The 22860-nt window shown below is 70.5% G+C and carries 23 protein-coding genes; 16 read left to right on the forward strand and 7 right to left on the reverse strand.

Annotated elements, in window-relative coordinates:
* Window positions 1-29 precede the first annotated feature (29 nt).
* The 4 genes from ND450_RS45215 to ND450_RS45230 all read right to left on the reverse strand — a co-directional run bounded on the left by ND450_RS45215 (window position 30) and on the right by ND450_RS45230 (window position 3496).
* Complete coding sequence (locus ND450_RS45215) at window positions 30-887, reverse strand: hypothetical protein (protein ID WP_253324043.1); 858 nt, start codon at window positions 885-887, stop codon at window positions 30-32.
* Window positions 884-1345 (reverse strand): hypothetical protein, encoded by a 462-nt coding sequence (locus ND450_RS45220; protein ID WP_253324044.1) that lies wholly within the window; start codon window positions 1343-1345, stop codon window positions 884-886. Before ND450_RS45220 ends, ND450_RS45215 begins: the two co-directional genes overlap by 4 nt.
* 241 nt (window positions 1346-1586) lie before the next feature.
* On the reverse strand, window positions 1587-2063 hold the full coding sequence (locus tag ND450_RS45225; protein WP_253324045.1) for a hypothetical protein: 477 nt from the start codon (window positions 2061-2063) through the stop codon (window positions 1587-1589).
* The gene (locus tag ND450_RS45230; RefSeq protein ID WP_245786001.1) at window positions 2063-3496 is read right to left on the reverse strand and encodes a helix-turn-helix domain-containing protein; all 1434 of its coding nucleotides are present in this window, start codon (window positions 3494-3496) and stop codon (window positions 2063-2065) included. The genes ND450_RS45225 and ND450_RS45230 overlap by 1 nt, the downstream gene beginning before the upstream one ends.
* A gap of 381 nt (window positions 3497-3877) precedes the next feature.
* Here ND450_RS45230 and ND450_RS45235 point away from each other — a divergent pair, with 381 nt between their 5' ends.
* From ND450_RS45235 to whiA, 7 genes are all read left to right on the forward strand, one after another.
* Window positions 3878-4372, forward strand: a complete 495-nt coding sequence (locus tag ND450_RS45235) for a hypothetical protein (RefSeq protein ID WP_089912965.1) — start codon at window positions 3878-3880, stop codon at window positions 4370-4372.
* A gap of 129 nt (window positions 4373-4501) precedes the next feature.
* Window positions 4502-4780, forward strand: a complete 279-nt coding sequence (locus tag ND450_RS45240; RefSeq protein ID WP_256557578.1) for a Rieske (2Fe-2S) protein — start codon at window positions 4502-4504, stop codon at window positions 4778-4780.
* Window positions 4781-4886: 106 nt separating this feature from the next.
* Entirely contained in the window at window positions 4887-5360 is a 474-nt protein-coding gene (locus ND450_RS45245; protein ID WP_253324046.1) for a Rieske (2Fe-2S) protein, read from the forward strand.
* Window positions 5361-5402: 42 nt separating this feature from the next.
* The gene (gene uvrC / locus ND450_RS45250; RefSeq protein ID WP_253324047.1) at window positions 5403-7304 is read left to right on the forward strand and encodes an excinuclease ABC subunit UvrC; all 1902 of its coding nucleotides are present in this window, start codon (window positions 5403-5405) and stop codon (window positions 7302-7304) included.
* Window positions 7305-8035: 731 nt separating this feature from the next.
* Window positions 8036-8893 (forward strand): RNase adapter RapZ, encoded by an 858-nt coding sequence (rapZ, locus tag ND450_RS45255; RefSeq protein ID WP_176960186.1) that lies wholly within the window; start codon window positions 8036-8038, stop codon window positions 8891-8893.
* A 5-nt stretch (window positions 8894-8898) separates the two neighbouring features.
* Window positions 8899-9867, forward strand: coding sequence for a uridine diphosphate-N-acetylglucosamine-binding protein YvcK (gene yvcK, locus ND450_RS45260; protein WP_089914187.1), 969 nt, complete (start codon window positions 8899-8901; stop codon window positions 9865-9867).
* A complete protein-coding gene (gene whiA / locus ND450_RS45265; RefSeq protein WP_030478101.1) occupies window positions 9858-10844 on the forward strand; it encodes a DNA-binding protein WhiA in 987 nt (328 codons plus the stop codon). The genes yvcK and whiA overlap by 10 nt, the downstream gene beginning before the upstream one ends.
* A gap of 58 nt (window positions 10845-10902) precedes the next feature.
* Here whiA and ND450_RS45270 read toward each other — a convergent pair whose 3' ends face one another.
* Window positions 10903-13260 (reverse strand): LuxR C-terminal-related transcriptional regulator, encoded by a 2358-nt coding sequence (locus tag ND450_RS45270; protein ID WP_253324048.1) that lies wholly within the window; start codon window positions 13258-13260, stop codon window positions 10903-10905.
* A 90-nt stretch (window positions 13261-13350) separates the two neighbouring features.
* Here ND450_RS45270 and ND450_RS45275 point away from each other — a divergent pair, with 90 nt between their 5' ends.
* The 6 genes from ND450_RS45275 to ND450_RS45300 all read left to right on the forward strand — a co-directional run bounded on the left by ND450_RS45275 (window position 13351) and on the right by ND450_RS45300 (window position 17503).
* Complete coding sequence (locus tag ND450_RS45275; RefSeq protein ID WP_253324049.1) at window positions 13351-13557, forward strand: hypothetical protein; 207 nt, start codon at window positions 13351-13353, stop codon at window positions 13555-13557.
* 116 nt (window positions 13558-13673) lie between these two features.
* Window positions 13674-14678 (forward strand): type I glyceraldehyde-3-phosphate dehydrogenase, encoded by a 1005-nt coding sequence (gap, locus tag ND450_RS45280; RefSeq protein WP_089912934.1) that lies wholly within the window; start codon window positions 13674-13676, stop codon window positions 14676-14678.
* 17 nt (window positions 14679-14695) lie between these two features.
* Entirely contained in the window at window positions 14696-15889 is a 1194-nt protein-coding gene (pgk, locus tag ND450_RS45285) for a phosphoglycerate kinase (RefSeq protein ID WP_253324050.1), read from the forward strand.
* Complete coding sequence (tpiA, locus tag ND450_RS45290) at window positions 15889-16677, forward strand: triose-phosphate isomerase (protein ID WP_253324051.1); 789 nt, start codon at window positions 15889-15891, stop codon at window positions 16675-16677. Before pgk ends, tpiA begins: the two co-directional genes overlap by 1 nt.
* 175 nt (window positions 16678-16852) lie before the next feature.
* Complete coding sequence (gene secG / locus ND450_RS45295; RefSeq protein WP_030478109.1) at window positions 16853-17092, forward strand: preprotein translocase subunit SecG; 240 nt, start codon at window positions 16853-16855, stop codon at window positions 17090-17092.
* A gap of 66 nt (window positions 17093-17158) precedes the next feature.
* Window positions 17159-17503 (forward strand): RNA polymerase-binding protein RbpA, encoded by a 345-nt coding sequence (locus ND450_RS45300; protein ID WP_089912928.1) that lies wholly within the window; start codon window positions 17159-17161, stop codon window positions 17501-17503.
* A gap of 80 nt (window positions 17504-17583) precedes the next feature.
* On the opposite strand, the gene ND450_RS45305 is transcribed toward ND450_RS45300, so the two are convergent.
* Window positions 17584-18444 carry a hypothetical protein gene (locus ND450_RS45305; RefSeq protein WP_253324052.1) on the reverse strand — a complete coding sequence of 287 codons (861 nt, stop codon included), beginning with the start codon at window positions 18442-18444 and terminating at the stop codon, window positions 17584-17586.
* Between the two features lie 109 nt (window positions 18445-18553).
* Between ND450_RS45305 and ND450_RS45310 the strand changes: the two genes are divergently transcribed.
* The 3 genes from ND450_RS45310 (at window position 18554) to ND450_RS45320 (ending at window position 21497) form a co-directional block, all read left to right on the forward strand.
* Window positions 18554-19273: a hypothetical protein gene (locus tag ND450_RS45310; RefSeq protein WP_253324053.1), complete on the forward strand. Its 720-nt coding sequence runs from the start codon at window positions 18554-18556 to the stop codon at window positions 19271-19273.
* Window positions 19270-20871, forward strand: a complete 1602-nt coding sequence (locus tag ND450_RS45315) for a serine/threonine-protein kinase (protein WP_253324054.1) — start codon at window positions 19270-19272, stop codon at window positions 20869-20871. Before ND450_RS45310 ends, ND450_RS45315 begins: the two co-directional genes overlap by 4 nt.
* Window positions 20872-20993: 122 nt before the next feature.
* A complete protein-coding gene (locus tag ND450_RS45320; RefSeq protein WP_253324055.1) occupies window positions 20994-21497 on the forward strand; it encodes a VanZ family protein in 504 nt (167 codons plus the stop codon).
* 33 nt (window positions 21498-21530) lie between these two features.
* Here ND450_RS45320 and ND450_RS45325 read toward each other — a convergent pair whose 3' ends face one another.
* Window positions 21531-22787 carry a sensor histidine kinase gene (locus tag ND450_RS45325; RefSeq protein WP_253324056.1) on the reverse strand — a complete coding sequence of 419 codons (1257 nt, stop codon included), beginning with the start codon at window positions 22785-22787 and terminating at the stop codon, window positions 21531-21533.
* Between the last annotated feature and the right edge of the window lie 73 nt (window positions 22788-22860).

Consider the following 22860-nt stretch of genomic DNA (forward strand, 5'->3'; position numbering starts at 1 on the left):
CCGGGCAGAGGCGCCCTGCCCGGGCCTGCTCACGGCCTGCGGTACTCCGCGCACTCGCTGACCAGGCGGTCGTACAGGGTCTTGCGGTGCCCGTCCTCGGCGGGTGCCGGCCCGAGCGCGTCCGCCGGACTCGTCACGTCGTGCAGCAGCCGGTACAACACGACATCCGTTGCGGTGTAAAGCCAATCGTCCGCCCGCCCAGGTGGCGCGGCGGGCCCCATCGCGTTCTCGAACCACGCCGGGAACAGCAGGTCGTTCGCCACCGCGTCCTCGATGCGCGCGCGGATCTGCTGACGCGTGCGCTTGATGGCCTCGTTGCCGGCCGACTTGGCAGCGGTGTCCTTGGCGTGCGTGTCGTCGTTCGGCACCTCGGGCCGATGTTTGTCCGTGATCGCATGCCACTGCTTGTAGTGCTTGCGCCACAACGATTCCGCGTTGGCGGGCAGGTGCGTCAACGACTCGGCGGCCTCGATCGCCTCGTGCGCCCTCCGGTCGTACTCGGCGATGGCCTTGCGCGTCTCCTTGGCCTCCTGGGGCGTGAAGGTCCTGCGCGAGTAGGCCTCCTGGCCCTGGAAGATCTTGGCGAGTTCCTTCTTCTCGATCTCCGGCCAGTTCTCGAAGTCTGCCTTGCGGGTCTCGCCGGCCCGGACCTTCCGGTTGAGCGCCACCAGGAGCCGTTCCAGCCGGTGCACGCTCTCGGCCAGTTCGGTGACCCGGTCGTTGGTCCTGCCGAGCTTGCGGGTGGTGTCCTTGAGCTGGTTCGTCAGCCCGAGCTGCTCGTGCGCCGCGTCGGTCTGGGCGTTCTCGAGGCGGGACTCCAGCGCCTTCAGGTCCTTGCCGAGGCGTTCGACCTTGCCTTCCAACGCCTTGACCGGGTCGATGTTCACCGTTGCGTCCTCCAGGCCCACCAGGCGATGCCCGCCGCGGTGATGAGTGTCGCCCAGCCGTGGAGCAGCGGGGTCAGGAGGGTGGCGGCGAGGGCGGCGGTGATGGCCGTGGTTCGTGCCCTGGGCTCCCACAGCCTGCGGCCCGCGGGGTCCACGAGGACCGAGGCGGCCGTGGCCACCGCGACCAGCAGGGACAGCAGTGACCAGGCGTCGAACCACCCGACGGCGACTATGAGGGCCGCCGCGGTGGTGGCCGCCGCGATCGCGCGGTTCGGGGTGGTGAGCCGGGCCGCCTCGACGTCTCTGCGGGCCTGCATCACCGCCTCCACCTCGTCGTTCGTGGTGGTGAGGAGGGCGGGGAAGTCGGGGCTGCCGGGGCCGGCCGCTTGGAGGGCTCGCAGGGCTGTTCGCAGGGACTGCTGGCGGTCGGCCAGGCGGGCGAACGGATCGGCTGCCATGCCCCGAAATCGTGATCAAGGGTTGGGGGTGGGGCTAGGGGTGGGAGGGGAGTTGGTCCGGTTGCCGACGAACTTCCCTCGCTCGGCCTAGTGGGGTCCCGTCGCAAGCCGCACCAAGTGCTGCGGCGCGACTCGTGATGGAACCCCACCGCCGGTGCCCCTGGGGAAAGACGGCTCGTCTTCGGCGTCGCACCGATCGGACGGCTCGCATCAGGCGTCGGCCATCAGGCGCGGCTGGGCGTCACGACTTCCTGCGGGCCTCCGGTGGCCACACCACCTCGATCGGCACGCCCGAGGCGCGCGCCTGCTCCACCACGTCCGCCGTGCCGCCCTTCCCCTGCGCCGGCACGCCGTCCCACACCGCCACCAGCACCTCGACGGAGGCGAGCATGCGTTCGTTGGCGGCCACGTAGGCCAGGCGGCCGCTCGACATGTGCGGCAGGACGCTGACCACCGTGGCGGCGGCGCGGAGTTCGTCGTAGTCGGCCACCTGGTGTGGTTTCAGGCGGTCGCGGTAGTCCAGGGCCGGGAGGACCACCTCCACCTCGCCGCCCAGTTCCAGGACGGCTCTGGCGAAGATCTGGTCGGCGCCCGGTGCGAGGCACGTCACGCCTACCAGGGTGCCGCCCAGGGACTTGAGGGTCTCGGTGATCGCCGCCTGGACCGCCGGGACGCACTCGGGGACCAGGTTGGTGTGGCCGGTGATGCCTACGCGCATCACGCTGTCCGGATCGCTCTGATCGCGTCCCTCGTGTCCTGCACGGCGGGGATGTGGCGGTGTCGTGCCGCCTCCTTGGCGAAGTCCTCCAGTTTGCGCAGGACGCGTCCCGAGGAGAGCTTCGCCGCCGTCGGCAGGACTTCGTTGATCAAGCCGCACGCTGCCTCCGGGTCTCCCGCGACCATTTTGGTGCGCGCCAGTCCGATCACGTCGAAGGCGCGGTTGCGCACCTTGGACGGGTCACGCAGTTCCAGGGCCCGCCGGATGTGTTGTTCGGCGAAGACGGCCTGGGTGGGGTCGTGCATCGCGAGGTCGCGGCAGCGGGCGCCGATGACGCCCTCCAGTTCGGCCTCGTCGAAGCTGTGGAGGTAGCGCGGTTCGTTGTCGGCGTCCCGCTGGGCGAAGCTGTCCTGCGCCATGCCCACTGCCTGGTGGAACTCGCGGGTCTTGCCCATGCTCGCGTAGGCCCAGGCCTCACGGGTGAGGAGCAGCGCCTTCAACGTCGGCGTGCCGGTGCGGCGGGTGCCGTACTGGCCGAGTTGGACGAGTTCCAAGCCGTCCTCGGGGCGGCCCAGGTCGAACATCTGCCTGGCCATGGCGGCGAGGCAGAGGGCCGCGAAGCCGTCGTTGTGGCCCGCCTTGGCCATGCGGACGGCCAGCACGTAGTAGCGCTGGGCCGCGTTGTGCAGCCCCGCGTCGAACGACATGCTCGCCGCCACCTTCGACAGTTCGGCGCCGATGAAGAACGCGCGTTCCGTCGTCGGGCCGGACGGGGCCCTGCCCAGGCGTTCGGCCAGCTCGTCGAGCTGACCCAGGACCGCCTTGCGGGCGAGGCCGTAGCCGCCGCGTCCGCCCCAGCCGCGCAGGCCGTCGGCGACGCGTTGCAACGCGAAGAGCTCCTCCTCGCTGATCGCCGAGTGCGACGACCACTTCGACAGGTTCTGCAGGGGGTGCAACCACCGCTGCAGCGGCTCGACCAGTGCCGACCCCACCGTCACCGCGGCGGCTCCGGTGAGCGCCGCTCGTCTGCTGATCGCCAAGTCGCTCCTCGCCGTCTCCTCGACCGAACGGGCAATGCTCGTCGCCTCCCAGGGGGCGGCGAGCACGTCTGGCGGGCCCGAATCGGGGGAGCCCACCTGAGCTGGGATGACGACTCGGTCGAACCACAGTCGTTCGCCAGGTACACCGAGCACTTGCGCGAAGTGGCGCAGCCGGTCGAGGCGGTCGATCTGGTTCTCGCCCGACTCGTAACGAGAGAGCTGCGCCTGGCTGATGCCGAGCCACCCCGCCATGCGGTCCTGGGTGACGCGGCTCAAGTGCTGGGGGTGGTGCCGGTACGCCGAGATCAGCGCACCCATGTCGCGGTCCGTGCACGCGGCGGCGATCGCGGGGAGGTCCCAGAAGTCGGGCGGGACCTCAGGTGGTCCGTGCACGTCCGCGCGAGCGTTGCGGCGGCACCGGTGACACAGCCGATCGGGGTTGTCGGCGGCGATGAACGCCCCGCAAGGGCAAGCGCGTCTGGATGTGGGTCTCGCTGCATCCATCGGCCTCGCCCCCGTCACTGAGCGTTTCCCCAGTGTACGGAGGTGTGATCGTCAGTCCATCCATCTCATGCATAAGACGTAATGGATTCGCGTGTCGCAGTGCTGGTGCCCCCGTGCGGCGGATGAGCTTCATACGCGTGATGCATGAGGCGCATGCATCACGCGAGTGGTGTTGGCGGGAACTGAGAAGGACCCTGCACAACGTCAGGCTGCGGGTCGATCCCCGTGGCCGTGGCCAGTGCCACCCACCAACGGGGAGGACAACCGCCGATGAGCCTCACGACCGCGGAGACCGGTACCGGGAATGCCGGGATCCCACAGAACAGAGGACACGCCCGCGCGATCGGCGAGGCCGTCGCCGGCTACCGGTTGCTCGGCTGGCAGGTGAGCGTCACCGAGCAGGGCGTGTTCCTGCCCCTGGGCCCCGCCACGACCGCACTGGCGATGCCGGCGCGGATCGGGTCGCGCGTCCTGGCCGATCTGAAGTCGCGCATGCTCGCCGGGCCGGTCACGGTCATCCCCGGCCCCCGCGAACACTGGATCTTCCTCGCCGAGCTCGTGGCGCTGCTGCCCACGCACCTGAAGGCGCCGCCGGAGGTCCAGTTCGTGCGCTCGCCGCACCGGATCGCGCTCCCGCCCACGATGACCAGGTACGGATCGCTGCGGTGGGCGAACCCGCCGTCGCACTCGCGGCACTGGTTCCCGCCGTTCACGGCCGTGCTCGCACTGGCCCGGACGGCCGCCGCGGAGGACCAGCGCCGATAATCGGCGTCCGTGGATCGTCGAACAGTGTTGTTGTGTGGGCTCGCCGCCGCTCTGAGCGCCTGTGGCGAGCCCGCTCCTCGCAAGACGGGCGGTGTCGGGACCGCCCGGCCGGGGGACCGGGTCGTCGCGGTGTCCTCGGTGCCGGAGAAGTCCGGACTGCTCGTGGACATGCCCGGAAACGCCCAGCTGCTGGTCGTGCAGCCTCGATCGGGTGAATTCCGCGCTTTCAACCCCGCGTGCCCGCACGTCGGTTCGTTGGTGAACCCCCCTGCCGGTGGCGCGATCACGTGCCCTTTGCACGGGAGCACATTCGACCCGGCGACGGGAGAAGTCCGCAAAGGACCTGCGACTTCCGGGTTGACCGAGGTCGCGATTTCCCGTTCGGGTGACGATTTGGTGCTCGCCTGAGACCTGTGCATTTGCTGTGCATCGTGCGTCTCGCTGAACTTCAGCCGATCTGTTCGCGTAATGCTGTGGTGTGAGCCCGAACACCCACCACCACGGAGGATCGGTCGTGAACACCGAAAGCTCGGTCAGCAGGCGGGCGGCGCTGTGCGGAATCGCGGTCGCCCTCGCTGTTCCCAGCGGACTCGTGACGGCGTGCAGTTCCACCCCGACCGGTTCCGGCGGTTCCACCCCCACCCAGGGCGGTTCGACGCCCACGGATTCCACAGGATCGGCCGGGTCCAGCGGGACCGCGCTGGTCGCGCTGGCCGACGTGCCCGAAGGCGGTGGAGCGGTCGTCGACGCCCCCGGCGGCAAGAAGATCGTCGTCGCGCGCATTTCCGCGACCGAGGTGAAGGCGTACGACGCGACCTGCCCGCACCAGGGTTCGATGGTCGCGGAGCCGTCCGGCGGCACCATCACCTGCCCTTCGCACGGAAGCCAGTTCGGTGCCTCCGACGGCGCCGTGAAGAAGGGGCCGGCGACGACCGGGCTGAAGGCGGTCGCGGTGAAGGTCGACGGCGACCAGGTGGTCCTGACCTGACCCTTTCTGTTTTTGTCGGACCGCGTCGATAGTCTGGGCGGCGTGGCAGATCCCTCGACGTACCGCCCCGCGGTGGGCACGATTCCTGAGGCTCCCGGCGTCTACAAGTTCCGCGACGCCGGTGGCCGGGTCGTGTACGTCGGCAAGGCGAAGAGCTTGCGCAGCAGGCTGAACTCGTACTTCGCGGATCTGGCGGGCCTGCACCCGCGCACGCGCCAGATGGTGACGACGGCGGCGTCCGTCGAGTGGACGGTCGTCACCACCGAGGTCGAGGCGCTGCAGCTCGAGTACAACTGGATCAAGGAGTTCGACCCGCGCTTCAACGTCCGGTACCGCGACGACAAGTCGTACCCGGTGCTGGCCGTGACCCTGCACGAGGACTACCCGCGGCTGCACGTGTACCGGGGCCCGCGCAAGAAGGGCGTGCGCTACTTCGGTCCGTTCGCCCACGCGTGGGCCATCCGCGAGACGCTCGACCTGCTGCTGCGGGTGTTCCCCGCGCGCACGTGCTCGGCGGGCGTTTTCAAGCGGCACAACCAGATCGGCCGCCCGTGCCTGCTCGGGTACATCGACAAGTGCTCGGCGCCGTGCGTGGGCAAGGTGTCGGCCGACGAGCACCGCGACATCGTGCTCGACTTCTGCGACTTCCTGGCGGGCAAGACGGACCACATGGTCCGCCGTCTCGAACGCGAGATGCTGCAGGCGTCGGAGGAGCTGGAGTTCGAACGCGCGGCCCGCCTCCGCGACGACCTGGGGGCGCTGCGCCGCGCGATGGAGAAGCAGGCCGTCGTGCTGGGCGACGGCACGGACGCCGACGTGATGGCGTTCGCGCAGGACGAGCTCGAGGTCTCGGTCCAGGTGTTCCACGTGCGCGGCGGCCGGGTGCGCGGCCAGCGCGGCTGGGTGCTCGACAAGGTGGAGGCGGTCGACGACGGCGCGATCGTCGACCAGTTCATCATGCAGTTCTACGGCGACAACACGGAGAGCACACCGCGCGAGGTGCTCGTGCCGGTGCTGCCCGACGACGCGCCGGCGCTGGAAGACCTGCTGTCCGAACAACGGGGCTCCCGCGTCGCCCTGCGCGTCCCGCAAAGGGGCGACAAGCGCGCGTTGATGGAGACGGTGGCGCGCAACGCCTCCGAGGCCTTCGCACAGCACAAGCTCCGCCGCGCCGGCGACCTGACGGCGCGTTCGGCGGCGTTGCAGGAGATCCAGGACGCGCTGGCGCTGGACACGGCGCCGCTGCGCATCGAGTGCATCGACATCAGCCACGTCCAGGGCACCGACGTGGTGGCCTCGCTGGTCGTCTTCGAGGACGGTCTGGCCCGCAAGTCCGAGTACCGCCGCTTCGCCATCCGCGAGGCGGCCACCGAGGGCGACGTGGCGTCGATCGCCGAGGTCGTCCGCCGCCGCTTCCAGGCGATGCTGCGCGAGACCGCGTCCGGCGGCCCGAACCCGGGCATCGACCCGGACACGGGCAAGCCCCGCAAGTTCGCCTACCCGCCCAACCTCCTGGTGGTCGACGGCGCGGGCCCCCAGGCCGCCGCGGCCTCCGACGTCCTCGCGGAACTGGGCATCACCGACGTCGCGGTGGTGGGCCTGGCGAAGCGGCTGGAGGAGGTCTGGGTGCCGGGAGAGGCCGACCCGGTGATCCTGCCGCGCACGAGCGATGCCCTGTACCTGCTGCAGCGCGTCCGCGACGAGGCCCACCGCTTCGCCATCGCCTACCACCGCCAGAAGCGCTCGAAGCGCATGACCACCTCGGAGCTCGACGAGGTCCCCGGCCTCGGCGAGACGCGCAAAGCCGCGCTGCTCAAGCACTTCGGCTCGGTGAAGAAGCTGCGACAGGCCACAGTGGACGAGATCAGCGACGTGCCGGGCGTGGGCCGCCGCACGGCCGAGGCGGTGGTGGCGACGCTGGCGTCGTCGGGCGGGAAGGCCTGATGGGGCACGCGGTCGAGCGCGAGGGCCGCGGCGGATCCGCGGCGGCCGGTTCGGCTGCGGCCGGCTGGGCGGCGGTCGGTTCGGCGGTGGTTGGCTTGCCCGCGGTTGGCTTGCCTGTGGTCGGTTCGGCGGCGGCTGGTTCGGCGGCGGTTGGCTTGCCCGCGGTTGGCTCGGCTGCGGTCGGTTCCGCGGCGGTTGGTTTGGCCGCGGTCGGCTCGCCCGCAGCGCGGAAGACCGTGCCGTCGCGGCCCGTTCCCACCGAGGCGGAGCCGTGGGCGCCGCCGGTCGGCGGAGAACCTCGATCCGGTACCTGGTTCACCACGGCGAACGTCTCCCACACCACCCGTCCCACCGCTCCAGCCCGGTGCCCGGCCACCCCGGCTCCGGGTTCGGGACGCGTTCTGCCTCCCACACCTCCCACACGACGTGCGCGGAGCTCGGCGCCGGTCGCCGGCCGCGACCGACCCGACCGGCCACCGCACGGCGCTCCCACCCGCCGCACCGGTCACGCCCACCCTGCACACAGCCCGCGGACGGGGTGAGGATCGCCACGACGCGCCCGTCTCAACTGCCCAACCTGCCGCACGGCGCAGCCGTTCCAAGGGAGACTCGGGAAGGGCGCGTCCAGGCGAGTGGCGTGGCCCACCACCGAGCAGGCCCAAACGAGAGCGCCTCAGTCGTGCTCATGAACAGGTAACGGAGTCGTAGTCGTGAACGCGGAGAAGTCCGGCATCGAAGTCGCCGTGGTGACCGGGCTGTCCGGTGCGGGCCGCAGCACCGCGGCCAAGTGCCTGGAGGACCTCGGCTGGTTCGTCGTCGACAACCTGCCCCCCGAACTCATCGCCACCATGGTCGAGCTCGGCGCCCAGGCGCGCGGGGCCATCACCAGGGTCGCCGTCGTGATGGACGTGCGCAGCCGCGCGTTCACCGAGGACCTGGCCGCCATCATCAAGGACCTCGACGCGCGCGGGTACAAGCCGCGCGTGCTCTTCCTCGAGGCCACGGACGCCGTGCTGATCCGGCGGTTCGAGGCGGTGCGCCGCGGTCACCCGATGCAGGGGGACGGGCGGCTGCAGGACGGCATCGAGGCCGAGCGGATCCTGCTCACGCCGCTCAAGCAGGAGGCGGACCTCGTGCTCGACACGAGTGCGCTCTCCATCCACCAGCTGCGGGCCAAGATCGAGGACACGTTCGGCACCGAGGCCGCGACGAGGACCCGGGTCACCGTGCTGAGCTTCGGCTACAAGTACGGGCTGCCGATGGACGCCGACCTCGTCATGGACGTGCGGTTCCTGCCCAACCCGTTCTGGATCCCCGAGCTGCGCGAGCAGACTGGTCTGGATGGTGAGGTGCGCAACTACGTGCTGTCCCAGGAGGGCGCCGACGAGTTCCTTGACCGGTACCACGAACTCCTGAGGCTCATCGGGGCCGGGTACCGGCGTGAGGGCAAGCGCTACCTGACGCTCGCGATCGGCTGCACCGGTGGCAAGCACCGCAGTGTGGCCCTGAGCGAAGAGCTGGCCGCGCGGCTGGCGAGCGAGGACGGCATGGCCGTGAAGGTCGTGCACAGGGATCTGGGACGTGAGTGACGAAGTTGAAAGCTGTTGCTTTGGGCGGCGGGCACGGGCTGCACGCGACGCTGACCGCGCTGAGGAAGGTCACCGACGACGTGACGGCCGTGGTGACCGTCGCGGACGACGGGGGTTCGTCGGGGCGCCTGCGGCGCGAGCTGCAGGACCTGCTGCCGCCGGGTGACCTGCGCAAGGCGATGGCGGCGCTGGCGGGGGAGGACGAGGCCAGCCAGCGCTGGACGTCGCTGTTCAAGCACAGGTTCGGCGGCACGGGGGCCCTCGCCGGGCACGCGGTCGGCAACCTGGTGATCGCCGGGCTGCTCGAGCAGCTCGGCGACCCCGTCGCGGTGCTCGACCTCACGAGCAGGCTGCTCGGCGTCCGGGGCCGGGTGCTGCCCATGTCGAACGACCCGCTCGACATCGAGGCCGACGTCATGGGCCTCGACGAGGACGTCACGGATGTGCGGCGCATCCGGGGTCAGGTCGCCATCGCGACCACCCCCGGACTCGTGCAGCGCATCCGGCTGACTGCCCCGAACGGGCGACCTGCCGGCTGTCCGGAAGCAGTACAGGCTGTACTTGAAGCTGATCTTGTGTTACTCGGGCCCGGATCGTGGTTCACCAGCGTGTTGCCGCATCTGCTGGTGCCCGAACTGCACGACGCGCTCGTGCGCACGCGGGCCAAGAAGGTTCTGGTGCTGAATCTCGTCCCCCAACCGGGTGAAACCGCTGGTTTCTCTCCGGAGCGGCATTTGGACGTAGTCTGCGAACACGCACCCGAGCTGAAGGTGGACGCGGTGATCGCCGACGTCGACTCGGTCCCCACCCCGGACCGGCTGACGCGAGCCGCCTCGGCACTGGGCGCGCGTACGCATCTGGCGAAGATCGCCGCACCGGACGCCGCTGAAAGGCATGATCCGGAGGCGCTCGCCGGTTGCCTGAGGCAAGTGGTCGAGGAGACCGGAGTGGGAGGGACAGGCCCGTGGCGATGACGTCGGCGGTCAAGGACGAGCTGAGCAGGCTCGCGGTATCCAAGACCTGTTGCCGCCGCGCGGAGGTGTCCTCCCTGCTCAGGTTCGCCGGCGGCCTGCACATCGTGTCCGGCCGGGTCGTCGTCGAGGCGGAGCTCGACCTCGGATCGGCGGCCCGCAGGCTGCTCAAGGAGATCCAGGCGCTCTACGGCCACCACGCCGAGGTCTTCACCATCCAGTCGAACGGCCTGCGCAAGGGCACCCGTTACGTCGTGCGCGTGGTCAAGGACGGCGAGGGTCTGGCGCGCCAGACCGGCCTGCTCGACCCGCGCGGCCGCCCGGTGCGGGGCCTGCCCGCCCCGGTCGTGTCCGGCGGCGTGTGCGACGCCGAAGCCGCGTGGCGCGGCGCCTTCCTGGCGCACGGCTCCCTGACCGAACCGGGCCGCAGCTCGTCGCTCGAGATCACCTGCCCCGGCCCGGAGGCGGCACTGGCCCTGGTCGGCGCGGCCCGCAGGATGGGCATCTCGTCGAAGTCGCGCGAGGTCCGCGGCGCCGAGCGAGTGGTGATAAGGGACGGCGACGCCATCGGCGCGATGCTGACCAAGCTCGGCGCGCACGACAGCGTCATGGCGTGGGAAGAGCGCCGCATGCGCCGCGAGGTCCGCGCCACCGCGAACCGCCTGGCGAACTTCGACGACGCGAACCTCCGCCGCTCGGCCCGTGCCGCGGTGGCGGCCGCCGCACGGGTGGCGCGCGCGTTGGAGATCCTCGGCCCGGAGGCCCCGGACCACCTGGCCGCCGCCGGCCAGCTGCGGCTCGCGCACCGGCAGGCGTCGCTGGAGGAGCTCGGGCAGCTGTCCGACCCGCAGATGACCAAGGACGCCGTCGCCGGCCGTATAAGGCGTCTGCTGGCCATGGCGGACAAGCGGGCCAAGGACCTGGGGCTGCCGGACACGGAGTCCGCGGTGACGGCGGAGATGCTCGAAGCCGAGGTGTGACGGCGTGTGCGGTCGAGCCGGCTGAGGCTGAAGGGCGGTCCGGCCGGAGCGCCGACGCCTACGGGCCCTCCGGCGTCTGCCGCCCCGCCCACACGGCGAGCTGTGCCCGCGACCGCAGCCCCAGCTTCGACCGGGCGTGCGTGACGTGCCGCGCCACGGTGTGCGGTGAGATGCCCAGCCGTTGCCCGATCTGCCGGTTGGTCAGCCCCTCCGCCACCAGCGTCGCCACGTGCAGTTCGCGGGCGGAGACCACGCCGCCGGTGTCGGCGAGCGGTTGTGCGGTCAGCGCGTAGGAGATGGCCTGTGTCAACGACATGCGCTCGCCCGTCGACTCGGCGGCGCGTACGCGGGCCGCGCTCAGCCTGTCGCGGCAGACGGCGCGGGCGTCGTCCAGCAGGGCCTGCCAGTACGGCTCCGCGCGGAAGTCGTAACGGGTGCGGACGAGGGCGGCGGCCGTGAGCAACGAGAGGGCGCGCTCGTCGTCAGAGCCCACGCCCAGCAGGCCCAGCGCCAGGCCCTCCAGGTCGTAGTACTGGTCGAGGGGGTGCTCCGAGCCGACCTCCAGGCCCTCGCGGAACACCTCGACGGCCTCGGCGTGGTCCTTGCGCGCCAACGCGATCGCGCCCGCGGTGTGCAGGACCGGGTTGAGCATGTGCGGGAGTCCTGCCAGGCGGATGAGCGTCAGGGCCTCGCGGACCAGCGGTGCCGCGCGGTCGGCGCAGCCGTGCTGCAGCAGGGTCCAGCCGTAGGAGTTCAGGAGGATGGCCCTGGCCAGTTTGTCGTCCGGGTCGTGCAGCAGCGTGGCGGCCTCGTCGAACAGGCCCCAGGCCAGGGACGGGTCGCCGGTGTGGGCCTCGGCGGAGGCGAGGACCTCCAGGGCGCGGGCCGTGGTGCCGGGGCGGCGGCCGTCGGCGCGTTCGATCGCCAGCGACTCCTCGGCGAACCGCCGGGTCGCGTGCCAGCCGCCGCGTGTCCGGTGGTGCATCGCCGCCAGCACCGCGAGGACGCTGCGGTACTCCGGCGGCAGGTGCTGCGACAGCGCGCGGTGCAGCAGTTCGGTGGGGGCGCCGCGGGGACCGCGCGGGGTGGACGTCCAGGCCATCGCGACGACCGCGAGTGCGTGGCGGGACCAGTCGCCGGTCTCCGCGGTTCTGGTCGCGGCCAGGGCGAGGAGGCCCACGTTCCGGTCCAGGCGCAGCACGACGGGCGGGGACGGGAAGAACGACGAGATCTCCGGCTCCACGAGCGAACACACCCACTCGACCACACGGTCGGCCACGAGAGAGATGTCGCCGTACGCGATGGCGCGTTCGTGGCAGTAGAGGCGGACGGATTCGAGCTGCCGGAACGTCGTGTGGCCGCCGACGCGGTCGACGACCAGCAGCGACTTCTGTTCGAGGCTGCTCAGCAGCTCCAGGGCGTCGGGGACGCCGCACACCGCGCTCGCCACCCCGAGGTCGAACGGCACGCCCAGCACCGCGAGCCGGCGGGACGCGGCCTGCTCGTCCTCGGTCAGCAGGTCGTAGCTCCAGCCGATCGCGGTCCGCAGCGTGCGGTGCCGGTCGTCGGCGGCGCGCGGCCCGGTCAGCAACGCGAGGCGGTCGCCCAGGCGGGCGAGGACGTCGGCGGGGGACAGGACGGTGATGCGTCGCGCGGCCAGTTCGATGGCCAGCGGCATGCCGTCGAGCGAACGGCACACCGCGACGACGTCGGCGACGTTGGACGCGTCCACCTCGAACGAGCGGTCCACCGACGCGGCGCGGTCGCGGAACAGCGCCACGGCGTCGTGCCGCAGGGCCTCGGCGAGGTCGGCGTCCGCGGGCGGCAGGTCCAGCTCACCGACCGCGAAGACCCGCTCCCCGGCGAGGCGCAGGGGCTCCCGCGACGTCACCAGGACGCGCAGCCGCGGGCACCGGGCGAGCAGCTCCGCCACGACGCCGGCGACGTCGGCCAGCAGGTGCTCGCAGTTGTCGAGCACGAGCAACGGCCGCCGGTGCCGCTCGACCTCGGCGACCACCGCGTCCCGCGCGGAGTGGTGCGGCACCGGGTGAGCGCCGACCGCGGCGTGGATCGCCTGCACGGCGTCGGACGCGGGCGCCAACGCCGTCCACCACGTCTGATCAGCGCGTCTGCTCACGTGCTGGAGCGCGAGCCGGGTCTTGCCCGCCCCCGCCGGGCCGACCAGCGACACGAGGCGGTCGCCGTCGTGACGGGCCAGCGCGGCGAGCTCCTCACGCCGGCCCACGAAGCTGTCGAGGGGTGCGGGCAGGGACGGAACGGGTGCGGCGGTCTCGTCGCGGGCGGAGGTGCGTTCGCGGTAGGCGCGCTGACGGCACGCGTTCGAGCAGTAGCGCCGGCCCGCAACCGCCTCGGCGAGCGGGTTTCCACACGTCACGCATGTGGCACCAGCCGTCATGACCTCGACCGTACCGGGTGCGTAACGGGCTGTAACACCCGCTGTTTCGGGGTATTGAAGCCGCCTCCCGGCCGTGGGGACGATCGGGGGATGACAGCGCAGAGCAGACCGCAGGACCCGATCGTGCCTCCCCAGGACCGCCCCGTGGTGGACGAGTGGCTCGCACGCATCGCGGCCGTCGTCGGACGCGACGCGCGGGACACCGGTCCGGAGGCTTGCCGGACCGCCGCGGAGGCGGCGGAGGAACTGAGCGCGTACCTCTGGATGCTCCGCGCGCTCCGCCGCCGAACGGCCTAATCAGGGGCCATATTTCTGGCTCGATCAAGAGATACGCACTATCCCTGTGACCAGGGACGCAGTTCGGCAGATAGGGTGGGCTCGTTCCTGCCAAAGCTGAACGCAAGGAGTCAGTCGTGACGGTTCGTGTAGGTGTCAACGGTTTCGGTCGGATCGGGCGCAACTTCTTCCGCGCCGTGAGGGCCGGCGGCCACGACATCGAGATCGTCGCGTTCAACGACCTCGGTGACGTCGCCACGATGGCGCACCTGCTGAAGTACGACAGCATCCTCGGTCGTCTGGACGCCGACGTGCAGGTCACCGATGAGGGCATCTCCGTCGACGGCAAGGTCATCAAGGCCCTCGCCGAGCGCGACCCGGGCAAGCTGCCCTGGAAGGACCTCGGCGTCGACGTCGTCGTCGAGTCGACCGGCTTCTTCACCGACGCCACCAAGGCCCGCTCGCACGTCGACGAGGGTGGCGCCAAGAAGGTCATCATCTCCGCGCCGGCCAAGAACGAGGACCTGACGGTCGTCATCGGCGCCAACGAGGAGAAGCTCGACGGGTCGCAGACGATCATCTCGAACGCGTCCTGCACCACGAACTGCCTCGCGCCGCTGGCCAAGGTCCTCAACGACAGCTTCGGCATCGAGCAGGGCCTCATGACCACGATCCACGCGTACACGCAGGACCAGAACCTGCAGGACGCGCCGCACAGCGACCTCCGTCGTGCCCGCGCCGCCGCGCTGAACATCGTCCCGACCTCGACGGGTGCCGCGAAGGCCATCGGCCTGGTGCTGCCGGAGCTCAAGGGCAAGCTCGACGGCTACGCGCTGCGCGTGCCGATCCCCACCGGCTCCGCCACCGACCTGACCGTCACGCTCAAGCGCGAGGTCACCGTCGAGGAGGTCAACGCCGCGTACCAGGCCGCCGCCGAGGGCCCGCTGGCCGGCATCCTCAAGTACTCGACGGACCCGATCGTGTCGGCCGACATCGTCACCGACCCGCACTCGTGCATCTACGACGCGCCGCTGACCAAGGTCATCGGCAACCAGGTCAAGGTCGTCGGCTGGTACGACAACGAGTGGGGCTACTCCAACCGCCTCGCGGACCTGGTCAAGCTCGTCGCCTCCAAGATCTGAGCAGGGGCGGACAGTCAGTGAAGACTCTCAGCGACCTGCTCGCCGAGGGTGTCGCGGGTCGGCGCGTCCTGGTGCGCGCCGACCTGAACGTCCCCCTCGACGGAGACAAGATCACCGACGACGGCCGCGTGCGCGCGTCGGTGCCGACGATCAAGGCACTGGCCGACGCCGGTGCCCGCGTGATCGTCACCGCTCACCTCGGCCGCCCCAAGGGCGAGCCGGACCCCAAGTTCTCGCTGGCCCCGGCCGCCGCTCGCCTCGGTGAGCTGCTCGGCACCGAGGTCCCGCTCGCCTCCGACCTCGTCGGCCCGTCCGCCACGTCCGTGGTCGGCGCGCTCACCGACGGTGGCGTCGCGATGCTGGAGAACGTCCGCTTCGACGCCCGCGAGACCTCGAAGGTCGACGCCGAGCGCGCGGAGCTCGCGGACGAGCTGGCCTCGTTCGCGGACGCGTTCGTGTCCGACGGCTTCGGTGTGGTGCACCGCAAGCAGGCTTCGGTCTACGACGTGGCGCAGAAGCTGCCCGCGTACGTCGGCGGTCTCGTCGAGGCCGAGCTGAAGGTCCTCAAGAAGCTCACCGACGACCTGGAGCGCCCGTACGTCGTGGTGCTCGGTGGCGCGAAGGTGTCCGACAAGCTCGGCGTCATCGCGAACCTGCTGTCCAAGGTCGACAAGCTGCTCATCGGCGGCGGCATGGCGTACACGTTCCTCAAGGCCCAGGGCCACGAGGTCGGCACGTCGCTGCTGCAGGAGGACCAGCTCGACCAGGTCAAGGGCTTCCTCGAGGAGGCCGGCAAGCGCGGCGTCGAGCTCGTGCTGCCGGTCGACGTGCTGGTCACGGCCGAGTTCGGCAACGTCGAGCACGACGTCGTCGGCACCGACGCGATCCCCGCCGACAAGATGGGCCTCGACATCGGCCCGAAGTCGCGCGAGCTGTTCGCGTCCAAGCTCGCCGACGCCAGGACCGTGTTCTGGAACGGCCCGATGGGCGTCTTCGAGATCGAGACCTACTCCGGCGGCACCCGTGCCGTCGCCGAGGCCCTCGTGAAGTCCGACGCGTTCACCGTCGTCGGTGGCGGCGACTCGGCGGCCGCGGTGCGCGCGCTGGGCCTGCCCGAGGACGGCTTCTCGCACATCTCCACCGGTGGTGGCGCGTCCCTGGAGTTCCTGGAAGGCAAGGAACTCCCCGGCATCAGCGTTTTGGAGTCCTGATGGCAGCCCGGCTCCCGCTCATCGCGGGCAACTGGAAGATGAACCTCAACCACCTCGAGGCCATCGGCCTCGTGCAGAAGATCGCTTTCTCCCTCCCGGAGAAGTACTTCGCCAAGGTCGAGGTCGCGGTTCTTCCCCCGTTCGTCGACATCCGCAGCATCCAGACGCTGGTCGACGGCGACAAGCTGCTGATCAAGTACGGCGCGCAGGACATCTCGCAGCACGACTCCGGTGCCTACACCGGTGAGATCTCCGGCCCGATGATCGCGAAGCTCGGCTGCCACTACGTGGTCGTCGGGCACTCCGAGCGCCGCGAGTACCACGGCGAGACGGACGCCATCGTCAACGCGAAGGTCAAGGCGGCGCTGAAGGTCGACGTCACCCCGATCTTCTGCTTCGGCGAGAAGCTCGACGTGCGCGAGGCCAAGGGCCACCTGGAGCTGGTGCGCCAGCAGCTGGAGGACGGCCTGAAGGGCTTCTCCGCCGAGCAGGTCGCCAAGATCGTGTTCGCCTACGAGCCCGTGTGGGCCATCGGCACCGGCAAGACCGCGTCGTCCGCGGACGCGCAGGAGGTCTGCTCGGCCGTCCGGTCGTTCGTGGCGGAGAAGTACGGCGAGGAGACCGCCGCTGTCGTGCGCGTGCTGTACGGCGGTTCGGTGAAGTCGTCGAACATCGGTGAGCTCATCCAGCAGAAGGACATCGACGGCGCTCTCGTCGGCGGTGCCAGCCTGCAGGCCGACGAGTTCACCAAGCTGTGCGCTCTGGCTGCCGGCGGGCCGCTGCCCTAAGTTGACCACGTGCTCCGGCCACCCGCCCGGCCCGCTGTTCCGATGCACCGCTGAGCGTCGGACACGGGGGCTAAAGTGGGTGGCCGCTGCACGTACTCCCTAATCCCACTGGTTGCACACGTTCGGCAGTCGAACAGGTACTCTGTGGCGTCGGCTGCCTGACAGCGAGGAAGAAATGATCCTGTTCCTGCAGATCCTGTTGATCGTCTCCAGCGTGCTGCTGGTGCTGCTCGTGCTCTTGCACCGCGGCCGTGGTGGCGGCCTTTCTTCGCTGTTCGGCGGCGGTATGCAGTCGAGTCTGTCCGGTTCCTCCGTTGTCGAGAAGAACCTCGACCGCCTGACGCTCTTCGTCGGCGCGATCTGGGTCATCGCCATCGTGGGCATCGGGCTGCTGATCAAGCTCCCCGGAGCCTGATCTTCCGTTCAGCGGCAGAAGCCCTCAGGGGCTTGGGGTAACCACTTGGTGGGGGTGTAACGGTCGATGTCCGGTGGTAACGCGATTCGCGGTACCCGCGTCGGCGCAGGCCCGATGGGCGAATCGGAGCGCGGCGAGTCCGCGCCTCGTCGTCGGGTGTCGTACTGGTGCGCGAACGGTCACGAGTCCCGTCCTTCCTTCGCGGTCGACGCGGATGTTCCGGAGAACTGGGACTGTCCGCGCTGCGGCCTGCCGGCAGGTCGTGACGAGCAGACGCCACCCGCGCCTCCGCGCAACGAGCCGTACAAGACGCACCTTGCGTACGTGAAGGAGCGGCGCTCCGACGCGGACGGCGAGGCGATCCTCGAAGAGGCTCTCGCCAAGCTGCGCCGTCAGCGCGAAGAGCCGTAGGTCTTGGCTCGGTAGTTCTCGAGAACAACGCGAAAGGCCCCCTCTACTGCGGAGAGGGGGCCTTTCGCGTTGTTCGTCTTTCAGCGCCTCAGGCCGGAGAACTGGCGGCGTAGCATCGCCGCTCCCACGAGCAGGAAGAACAGCAGCACCACGAGCGTGCTGGTCGTGCCGCCGGACGAGCTCGACAGCGTCACGTCGACGTTGCCCGCCAGCACGATGCCGCACTCCGCGAGCACCTTGTGGCGGCCTGGTTCGATGTTCGAGAACCGCACGGGGGAGCTGAACGTGCCGTTCTCGTCCGCGGTGGTCCTGCCGACGTCCTGGCCGAGCGACTTCAGCGTCACGTTCGCGCCCTTGGGGCAGCCCGTGCCGGTCGCGGTCAGGTCGTCGCCGGGCTGGATGTTGTCCTTGTCCAGGACCAGGACGCCGTCACCGGGGTTGGTCAGCGCGTTGGTCGTGGACGAGGACGGCGGGGTCGTCGTGGTCGTGGTCGTCGTCGTGGTGGTCACCGGGGTCGTCGTGGTGGTGACGACCGGGGGACGCGTCGTGACGGGCGGGTTGGTGACGGGCGGGTTCGTCACGGGCGGCTGCGTGGTGACGGGCGGTCGCGTCGTGGTGACGGGCGGCGGCAGGACGACGCGCAGCGCGGTGCCCGCCGTACCGCACTTCGTGTTCGTCGAGCGCGCTTCGAGCTTGTGGCTGCCTGCGCTGGTGCCCGACGGCACGGTCGCCCCGACCGAGCCGCTCGACGCCGACGGTGCCGTCGCGATCTGGGTGCCGTCGAGCGTGAAGACGATGCTCACCCCGCGGCAGGTCACGAATCCGCCCCAGGTCATGGTCACGGGGCCGCCCGCTGTGGCAGGCTGCGGCGCCGCACTCAGTGAGGGCGGCTGCTGGGCCGTCGCCGGTGTGGTGCTCAGCACCGTAACACCGGCCATCATGGCCACGAGTAAGCCTAAAGACCGCATTCCCTCTCCCCGGATCAGAACCTAAGGTGCGCTAGTGAGACGTCGCATGGCCGGTGCAGGTTTACTGCTGTGGTGCGGAATTATGCTGCTCCCCTCAGCGGCGTCCGCACAGGGCGGGTCGGTGATCCTCGAGGCCGATGTGGACGGTAGGCCGGTCGGAGTAGGGAACCTGGTGCTGGACCCGTCGCGGTCCGCCAAGGTGTCCATCACGGTCCGCAACAACACGAGCACCGTGCAGCGCGTGAAGACCGTGCGGATCAGCGGCACCGCACTGGCGTTGACCTTCTTCGCTTACGACACAACGGTTCCGTTCGAGGTGGCCGCGAACAGCTCCGAGACCCGCTCGTTCCCCCTGGAGCCCACGGACCTGGGGTCGCAGGCGATCGGTCTCCTCCCGGTCACGGTCGAGGTCGTCGACACGCAACGGGAGAGCATCGCGTCGGTCGAGACGACCGGGGACATCCGGGGATCGCTCTGGTCGGTCTACGGGGCGTTCGGGCTGGGCGTGCTGGTGCTGACGGCGTTGTCGTGGGCGGGCGCGCTGATCGCGCTGGCCCGCCGGCGCCTTCCCCCGAACCGGTGGCAGCGGGCCATGCGGTTCCTGCCCGCGGGCATCGGGACGGGACTCATCGCGGTGATCTCGCTGTCGGTGCTGCGGCTCGTGGCGCCGTCGCCCACGGCCGAGATCCCGTTCATCGTGGGCGCCGCCGCGGCCGCGTTTGTTCTTGGCTATGTGACGCCACATCCGGGTGAACGGCAACCGTCCTCTGTGGATGCGGAGACCGTGAGGTTCCGGCTGTGAACCAGTCCAGTGTGGTCGCCGCCCTGCCCCAGTACACCGTCGGCGAGCAGATCGGCGAGGGCGGCATGGGCGTCGTCTACGGCGGTGTGCACCGCCGGCTGGGCCGTCCCGTGGCGATCAAACGGCTGCCGCACGCCGTCGCCGAGGACCCGAGGATGAGCGAGCGCTTCGAACACGAGGCACGGCTGCTGGCCCGCCTCGACCACCCGCACATCGTGCCGGTCTACGACTACGTCCGGCAGCAGGGCGAGCACCTGCTGGTGATGGAACGGCTCGACGGCGGCACGGTCTGGTCGCGGTTCGCGGGCGACGGGCTGACGGCCCAGCAGTCCTGCGGCATCGTGCTGGCGGCGTTGTCCGGGCTGCACGCCGCGCACGAGGCCGGTGTGCTGCACCTCGACGTGAAGCCCAAGAACCTCCTCTTCACCTCCAACGGCGTGGTGAAGGTGGCGGACTTCGGGATCTCCCAGGTGGTGTCGGAGGGCGCGACGCTCGTGACGCACGGTGGCGCGGTGCTCGGCACGCCCGCGTACATCGCGCCGGAACAGGCGATGGGCAACCCGCTCTCGCCCGCGGCGGACGTCTACGCGACCGGCACGATGCTCTACGAGTTGCTCTGCGGCGACCTGCCGTTCGAACGCGGTGGCGGTCCGATCGCGATGATCCAGAAGCGGGTGTTCCAGGAGCCGCGGCCGGTGCCGAAGGTGCCGGAACCCCTTGCGGGCGTGGTGATGCGCAGCATCGCGCGGGAGCCGGAGGCGCGCTACCGCAACGCCGAGACGTTCGCGATCGACCTGGCGGGCGCGGCCGGCCACCTGTTCGGACCGGACTGGCTCGTGCGCCTCGGCATGCCCGTGCACCTCGCACCGCAGGTGTCGGCGTCATCGACGCGTCCGTCGCTGCGGCCCGTGCCCGAACGCGACACGGTGACGCTGACGGGACAACGGATCCGCGCCACGCTCGTGGACCCCGTTCCAGCCGCACGGCTGAGCGGCAGCAGCACGCTCGTGCCCGCCGCCCAGGTGATCAAGCCGCCGTCCACGCCGTGGGCGCTGTGGCTGGTGGCCGCGCTCGCGTTGATCGCGATGGCCGTGGTGCCGTTCACGGGCACGGACCGCGGGCTGCCCGAGATCAGCACGAACCTCGCGAACCCCGTCGTGGAGCAGGGGGAGAGGCTCGTCGTGAGCCTGGCGGGCATCGAGCTGGCCGACGTCGGGCGCGGACCGGCCGGGTTCGAACTGCCCGGTGCCACGCGCTGGATCGTCGGTGGGGCGGTGCTGGCGTCGATCGACGGCCGGGAGCTGCTGCTCGTGTCGGACCAGACGCCGTGGCTGAGCCTCATGGGCACCGGGTCGGTGCTGCTCCTGCTCTTCGCGTTCGCCTACCTGGAGTCGAACCTGCGGGCGTTGCGCCGCAGGCAGACCGGGATGGCGGCGGTGATCGCGTCGGTGCCGCTCGGGTTCACGCTCGGCGTCGCCGTGTGGCTGCTCGTGTCGGTGCTGCTCGAGCACGAGCCGACGACGTCGATGGGGCTCACGTGCGGTGTGCTCGGCGCGGCGGCGGCTCTGAGCGCGTCACTGGCCTCCAGGAGGCCCTGACCCCTGCGGGGGATGTTCGTGGCCTCGTGCACCATGTGCCGACAGAGGCGCTGGCAAGATCTGGCGCCGCGGCTCACGAACGGATGTGTTGCGAAGTGTTTCGCGAGGTACCGGTGCTTCCGGTGGTGGTTCCCCTGGCGGCGGTGGTCTTCCTGGCCCTGCTGTGGCACCTGCGCAGACGTGACCGCCTCACAGCGCCTCGTGCCGCCGTCGCTCTCGCGCTCTGCGTGTACGCCGCGGGAGTCGTGGCGAACACGGTGTTCCCGATCTTCCTGGACGTGCCGGAGAGCGAACCGTCCTGGAAGGTCTACTTCGGACTGGTCCACGGCTACGACGTCTCCGACGCGCTGATGAACGTCTTGGTCTTCGCGCCCGTCGGGGTGATCGTTCCGCTGCTCCTGGCCAGGGCGACGTGGTGGCGCGTGCTGGCCGTGGCGGCGGCGTTCAGCCTGGCGATCGAGCTGACCCAGTTCCTCACCGGGAACCTCCTGGGCGGCGGCCACCTGACCGACGTGAACGACCTGTTCTTCAACGTGGTGGGCGCCGCGCTGGGGTTCGGTTTCCTGTCCCTGGTGTCCCCGGTGCCCGGCGTTCCCGCTCTCCTCGACCGGTTCCGCTGGAACTGACCGGCGCGGCACCCGAGAAGTCGTTCCGGCGCTTCACTCGCCGATGACGCGTTCTCTCGGGAACGACGCCGTCACCAGGAAGCCGCCGTCCTCGGTCGGCCCCGCCGAGAACTCGCCGCCGAGCAAGGTGGCGCGCTCGCGCAGGCCGACCAGGCCGTGACCGCCGCTGGGCAGCGACGACGAGGGGCTGGACGGGGCGGTGTTGCGCACCTCGACCTGCACGTTGTCGTCGTACTGGGCGTCGATGAACACCGTCGCGCTGGCTCCGACGGCGTGCTTGCGGATGTTGGTCAGGGCTTCCTGCACCGTCCGGTAGACGGCGCCGGACACCGGTGCGGGCAGGTCCTCGACCGGGCCCTTGAGCTGGATGGTGACCTCGAAGCCCGCGTCGGCGGCCAGGTCCGGCAGCTCGTCGACACCGGGCTGGATGTCGTCCGTGGTGCGCAGGACGGACACGAGCTGGCGCAGCTCGTCGAGGGTGCGCGTCGACAGCGTGCGGATGGTGCCCGCGACCTGCTTGTGCTCGGCGTCGGCCACGGCCATGCGCAGCGCGCCGGCCTGCATGGCGATGAGGCTGACCTGGTGCGAGACGACGTCGTGCATCTCGCGGGCGAGCTTTGCCCTTTCGTCCGCACGGATGGCGTGCGCGTGCAGCACACGCTCTCGCTCGCGTGACTCGGCGAGCTCGGCGATGTGGTCGGACAGCTGCTGGCGGGCGTGCACCAGCAGGCCGATCGCGATCGGCAGGCCGGAGACCAGGAAGCCGTAGATCGCCGAGTGGAAGTGGCCCGACGCCGGTCGTTCGATCAGCTCCTCGAACGGCCACGCGACGAACCGGCACAGCCACACCAGGGCCGCCGCGAGACCCGTCTGCCAGCCGCCGACGTAGCGCCGCGCGACGGAGTAGAGGGCGATCATCGCGGCGAGCTGGGACCAGCCGACGAAGAAGCCGGGGATGGTCAGCACCAGCGTGAGGAACGGGAACCGGCGGCGCAGCACCAGCGCGCCGACCGCGAGCCAGTTGAGCCACAGCTGGTAGTCCTCGATCGGCGGGAGGTCCGTGATCGGGTCGGCCTCGAGCCACAGCCCGTACAGCCAGACGTCGAGCACGGCGAAGAAGATCAACGCCAGGTCGGCGAGGACCTGCCGGTAGTCACCACTCAGCGGCCAGCGCGAGCCGGCCGCGGTCTCCGCCGACCGTCTGGCCGGGAGCAGCGTCGTGGTCAGGATCCGACCTCCCCTGTGAGCCTTCTGACCCTCACCGTACTGCGCGTATGCGGCGGATGGCATTGGCTGCCCCTTTACCCCGACCTGCCCCGTCAGGGGGTAAGACGCCCGCACACGCGAATCTGTACGGCTGTTG

It is taken from the genome of Lentzea sp. HUAS12 (genome assembly GCF_024125735.1).
Classification (GTDB): Bacteria; Actinomycetota; Actinomycetes; order Mycobacteriales; family Pseudonocardiaceae; genus Lentzea; species Lentzea albida.